The sequence below is a fragment of the Aurantimonas aggregata genome (genome assembly GCF_010500835.1).
Classification (GTDB): domain Bacteria; phylum Pseudomonadota; class Alphaproteobacteria; order Rhizobiales; family Rhizobiaceae; genus Aurantimonas; species Aurantimonas aggregata.
On record NZ_JAAAMJ010000059.1, the window covers coordinates 1 to 5,733 of the forward strand.

The 5,733-nt window shown below is 65.8% G+C and carries 4 protein-coding genes; all 4 read left to right on the forward strand.

The annotated features are described in order from the left end of the window. Positions 1–77: 77 nt before the first annotated feature. A complete protein-coding gene (locus tag GTW51_RS23100; RefSeq protein ID WP_163046370.1) occupies positions 78–2,570 on the forward strand; it encodes a TOTE conflict system archaeo-eukaryotic primase domain-containing protein in 2,493 nt (830 codons plus the stop codon). A gap of 90 nt (positions 2,571–2,660) precedes the next feature. Further along, positions 2,661–3,869, forward strand: a complete 1,209-nt coding sequence (locus tag GTW51_RS23105; protein ID WP_163046371.1) for a tyrosine-type recombinase/integrase — start codon at positions 2,661–2,663, stop codon at positions 3,867–3,869. Beyond that, positions 3,863–4,783, forward strand: coding sequence for a tyrosine-type recombinase/integrase (locus tag GTW51_RS23110; protein ID WP_163046372.1), 921 nt, complete (start codon positions 3,863–3,865; stop codon positions 4,781–4,783). Before GTW51_RS23105 ends, GTW51_RS23110 begins: the two co-directional genes overlap by 7 nt. Further along, on the forward strand, positions 4,780–5,733 hold a 954-nt coding region (locus GTW51_RS23115), incomplete at its 3' end, for a tyrosine-type recombinase/integrase (RefSeq protein WP_163046373.1). The genes GTW51_RS23110 and GTW51_RS23115, both read left to right, overlap by 4 nt.

The window sequence follows — 5,733 nt, forward strand, 5'->3', positions numbered from 1 at the left end:
TCGTTTGACTTGAGTTTATCGCGATGTTGGCAAGGATGCTTCGCACGGCGATGGTTGAACCCGTGGAGACGGATTAGGTGAGCAAGGTCGGGATCGAGCGAGAGATTACCCGTCTCCAACGACGTCTGGCCGACCTCGATGGCGAGCGGTCGAAGATCAAGGCGGAGCTTTCCTCTCTGGAGACGGACTTGGCTTCCGTTTCTGTCGCGGAGCCGGTCATTGTCCCCTTCGAGGGCGCCCCGCTCGGCAATGGCTCGCCGTCATCCGAGAAGGTCACTTTGTTCCGCCGCCTGTTCGCGGGGCGATCGGACGTCTTTCCGGTGCGCTGGGAGAACCGCAAGGACGGCCGATCCGGCTACTCGCCAGCCTGCTCCAATGAATGGGTGCGAGGTGTGTGCGGCAAGCCGAAGGTCAAATGCACGGATTGTCCGCATCAGGCGTTCGTTCCCGTAACAGACGAAGTCGTCGAGCGACATCTACGAGGTAGCGACGGGCGCGGGGGCGCATACGTCGCCGGTGTATACCCGCTGCTCGCGGACGAGACGTGCTGGTTCCTGGCAGCCGACTTCGACAAGGAGGCATGGGCGCAAGATGCCTTCGCGCTGTTGGGTACGTGCCGCGACAAGGGCATTGCCGCGGCCCTTGAGCGTTCGCGCTCCGGCAATGGCGGCCACGTCTGGATATTCTTCGCGGAGCCGGTGCCGGCGCGAACGGCGCGTCAGATGGGGGCGGCGTTGATCACGGAGACGATGGAGAGGCGACCGGAGATCGGGTTCTCCTCCTATGACCGGCTCTTCCCGAACCAGGACACGATGCCGGTCGGCGGCTTCGGCAATCTGATCGCGCTTCCTTTGCAGCGGCGAGCACGCGAAGAGGGCAACAGCGTCTTCGTCGACGACAATCTTCGGCCATTCGACGACCAGTGGGCCTTCCTGTCTACGCTGGCCCGCAACCGGGCCGATCGCGTCTTCCGGATCGCAGGCGAGGCGGAAGCGTCCGGACGCATTCTCGGTGTGAGGATGCCGGTGGACGACGAGTTCGCTGACGAGCCTTGGCGAATGCTGCCGTCCCGAAAGGCCTGTCCTGTGACGAGCACCATAGCTCTTCCCAGGGAGTTGAAGGTCGTGAGCGCCGACCAGCTTTATCTGGAACGGACGGACATGCCGCCGGAGCTGGTCGCCCAGTTCATCCGAGTGGCGGCGTTCCAGAACCCGGAGTTCCATCGGGCCCAGGCCATGCGGCTCCCGACCTTCGGCAAGCCGCGGATCGTCTCGTGCGCCGAGCTTCATGCACGCCATGTCGCGCTTCCGCGCGGCTGCGTGGACGAAATGGCCGCGCTGGCACGAAGCCACGGCATCGGTCTGCGAGTGAAGGACCGGCGTACGCCCGGTGAAGCGTTGCCGGCGGGCTTGTCCTTCGTTGGGGAGTTGTCGGTCTCCCAACAAAAGGCCTTCGCAGACATCGCCGAGCACGACACGGGTGTCCTCGCCGCCACGACGGCCTTCGGCAAGACCGTGCTGTCCGCCGCGCTGATTGCCCATCGCGCGCGGAACACGCTTGTCCTGGTGCATCGCCGAGAACTCCTCGGACAGTGGGTAGAGCGGCTGCGATCCTTCCTGGATATCGATCCGAAGCTTGTCGGCATGGTGGGCGGGGGCAAGCGCAAGCCGACGGGGGTCGTCGATATTGCCCTCATTCAGAGCCTCGTTAGGAACGGCGAGGTCGACGACCTAGTCGCGAACTACGGCCATCTGGTCGTGGACGAATGCCATCATTTGTCGGCGACGAGCTTCGAACAGGTCGCGCGGCGGGCGAAGGCCCGCTTCGTTCTCGGGCTGTCCGCGACGGTGGCGCGCAAGGACGGGCACCATCCGATCATCTTCATGCAGTGCGGTCCGGTCCGCCACAGGGTCGACGCGCGCACGCAAGCCTTCGAGCGCGGCATCCGGCACCGGGTTCGTGAGCGTACGACGCGGTTTGAACTCCCTGCCGCCATCGCCGAAGCCGAGCGCCCTGCCATGCCGGCGATTTATGCGGCCCTGGCGCGTGACGACGCGCGTGACGACCTCATCTTCAACGACGTGCTGGAGGCTCTTGAAGCGAAGCGCTCTCCGATCGTTCTGACGGAGCGCAAGGACCACCTCCTTCGCCTGGAAGAGCGCTTCGGTCCGTTCGTGAGGCATGTCGCGGTTCTGCGCGGTGGAATGTCGGCTTCGGAGCGCGCGGGCGCGGAAGCGGCTCTGAAGGTTCCCGATGAGGAAGAGCGGCTGGTTCTCGCCACAGGCCGCTATATCGGGGAGGGCTTCGACGATGCCCGGCTCGACACGTTGTTCCTGACGATGCCGATCTCATGGAAAGGAACGCTGGCACAGTATGTCGGTCGGCTCCATCGCCGTCATGCGCGCAAGCGCGATGTCCTCGTCGTGGACTACGTGGACGGCGCGGTGCCGGTCCTGGCGCGGATGGCGGCGAAGCGGCGGGCTGGGTACCGGACGCTCGGCTACGCGATGGAATCGTTCTCGCCGACGACCGGTATGACGGTCGAACCGCGAGAGTTATCACTGTTCTGATGGTCGCGCGGCGATGGAAAGCTTCTGAAACCTTCGGCCTGATCGGTTCGCCGGATTGTCTCCGGCGCGATCATCCGAAGGAGAAGCATGATGACCAAACCCAAACGCTGGCATCGCCGCAGCGTAGAAACCCGCCTTGTCTGGCTACAACCGCATGTCGATGGCTTCCGGCATTGGCTTGAGCGGCAGCACTACTCCCCTGCCACGATCACGGAACTGGTGCGCCTGCTGGCCGTGTGGGGCGATTGGGTGCGCGAGCGGGGCTTCGATCTGGAAATGCTTCCGGCTGGGCTTGCCGCCTCGGCTCCGGTGTTCCGGGGCGGGCGGACACCGCGTGCGCCCCAGGGTGCCGCGAAGCTGTTCGTCGTCTATCTGCGCGAGAGCGCGGAGCTGCCGTGCGAACGGCGCCCAACGCTGGAAGAGACTTGGCCGACCTTGGCGGCGTTCCGGCGCTGGATGCGGGAAGAGCGTGGTATTGCGGACTCCACGCTCGACCTCTACCAGCGGGTCCTTATCGATCTCGTGTCCTCGCTCGGCGCCGATCCGACGGCCTACACGGCCGCCGCGATCCGCGGCTTCGTGCTCGAACGAGCCCGGCCGCACGGACGTGGACGAGCCCAGGGCATCGCGGTCGCGACGAGGGCTTATCTTCGCTATCTTATCGCGACGGAAGAATGTCCGGTCGGACGGGATCGGGCGGTACCGGGCTTTGCGCGATGGAAGCTGGCGCCGACGCCGGGCTTCCTCGGCCAGGACGAACTCGATCGCCTGCTTGCAGCCTGCGACGGCGAAGAGCGTCTTCGCGACCGGGCCGTCATCCTTCTCCTGGCGCGCCTGGGTCTGCGGGCAAGCGAAGTCGCCGACCTCACTTTCGATGACATCGACTGGAAGGATGGTCGCATCGCGCTTGCCGGAAAGATGCGCCGACGAGAGCATCTGCCGCTCACGCAGGAGATCGGCGAGGCGATCCTCGCCTACATGGAGCGGGAGCGGCCACGCCTCGCGACGATGCGGGTGTTCCTAACCCAGGCAGCGCCGATCCGGCCCATCGGCCGCATCGCCGTGAAGTGCATCGTGCGACGCGCCCTCGACAGGGCCGGGATCGAGAGCGCGCAACGCGGATCCCATCTTCTTCGGCATTCCGCCGCGACGGCCATGCTGCGAGGCGGGGCTAGCCTTGCCGGCGTCGGTGCCGTGTTGCGGCACCGCTCCCCCTCGATCACGGTCATCTACGCGAAGGTCGACATGAGTCTCCTCACGGAGATCGCCCAGCCCTGGGGCGGGAGGCTGCCATGCTGAGCGTCGACGTCGAACGCTACATCGCGCTGCGCCGCGCGCTCGGCTACAAGCTGGTCAAGGCCGAGCGGCATCTTCGCGCTTTCGCTTGCTTCGCGGAAAGCGGCGGCGAAAGCCATATCCGCACGGGGTGCGCGCTCGACTGGCTGGCGGTGGCTGCCCGCACGCCGGGCGGGCGCGAAAGGCGCCTGACGGATCTCGTCCTGTTCGCCCGCTTCCTTCGCGCAGAGGATCTCCGGCACGAGGTTCCGCGCGCCGGCTTCGAGCGGAGCCGGAAGACGCGGCCGATACCCTACATCTACACCCGGGAGGAAATTGCCCGCATCCTCGATGCGGCGGGCGCGTTGCGCCCCCAGAAGCCCAATCCGCTTCGCAGCCAGCTCTACGTCATGCTGTTCGGGCTGATCGCAGCCACGGGACTGCGCCTGTCCGAAGCTCTGACGCTCCGGCTCGACGACGTCGGACCCGAGGGCGTGCTCCGCATCCGGGAAACCAAGTTCCGAAAGAGCCGGCTCGTCCCCTTGCATGCGACGGTCGTCGAAGCGCTCCGGCTTTATCTCGATCTACACCGACGGCGTGTCGGTGGCTGCGGATGGCTGTTCCCGTCCACCCGGCGGCGGGCCTTGTGCTCGACGACGGTGAACCAGACGTTCCGGTCCCTCCTGCGGCGAGCGGCGATCGCGCCTGAGCGAAGGCGGCGGCCCCGCATCCACGACCTGCGCCATACCTTCGCGACGCGGGCGCTGGAGCAGTGCGCCGCCGAGAGCCGTGCCGTCGCCCGGCACTTCGTCGCCTTGTCGACCTATCTCGGCCATTCCGAAATCCGCAACACCTACTGGTATCTCCAGGCGACGCCGGAGATGATGGCGGACATCGCCACGGCGGCCGAGGGGCTGGTCGCGGAGAGCGCCCGATGACGCCGCTCGCGCCCCTCGTCACCGGCTTCCTGCGCGACTACATGCCCCGCCAGCGGGGCTACAGCCCGAGAAGCTGCGAGGCCTATGCGATCAGCTTCAGGCTGCTGTTCGACTTCGCCGCCGGACGGCTCGGCCGCCGCCCGTCCGCACTGACGGTCGAGGATATCGACGCGCCGACGATCACAGCGTTCCTTCACCATATCGAAAAGGAGCGCGGCAACGGCGCTTCCACGCGCAACCTTCGGCTTGCTGCCATCAAGACGTTCATGCGCTACGTGGAGCACCGCGTCCCGGAAGCGCTGGAACAGATCGGCCGCATCCATGCTATCCCGGTCAAGCGTCATGATCAAAAGCTCGTCCGGCACCTAGGGATGGAAGAGATCCGAGCAATTCTCGACGCGCCCAACCTTGCGACCAAATCCGGCATCCGCGACCGGGCGATGATGCATCTGTGCTTCGCCGGAGGGCTTCGCGTGTCGGAACTTGTCGGTCTCCTTGCTGAAGACCTGTCGTTCCGAAACGGGGCGAGCGTGACCATCCGAGGCAAGGGCCGCAAGGAACGATGTCTGCCGCTCTGGAAGGAGACCGCAAGGGATCTTCGCGCTTGGCTGGGCGTCAGGAGTGCGGCGCGAGTGCCGGAACTCTTCGTCAACGCTCAGGGTGAACCCATGACTCGGGCTGGCTTCGAGTACGTGCTCGACAAGCACGTGCACCGGGCGGCCAATGCCTGTTCCTCGCTGCGTGGCCGAAGCGTCTCGCCTCATCAGCTTCGGCACAGTTGCGCAATCATCATGCTGCAAGCCACTCGCGACGTGCGCAAGGTTGCCCTGTGGCTCGGTCACGCCGACATCCGCACTACGGAAACCTATCTGCGCATGGACCCGTCGGAAAAGCTGGAAGCGGTCGAGGCGGTCGTCCCGCCGGAACTGCGACGCGGCAGGTTCAAGGCG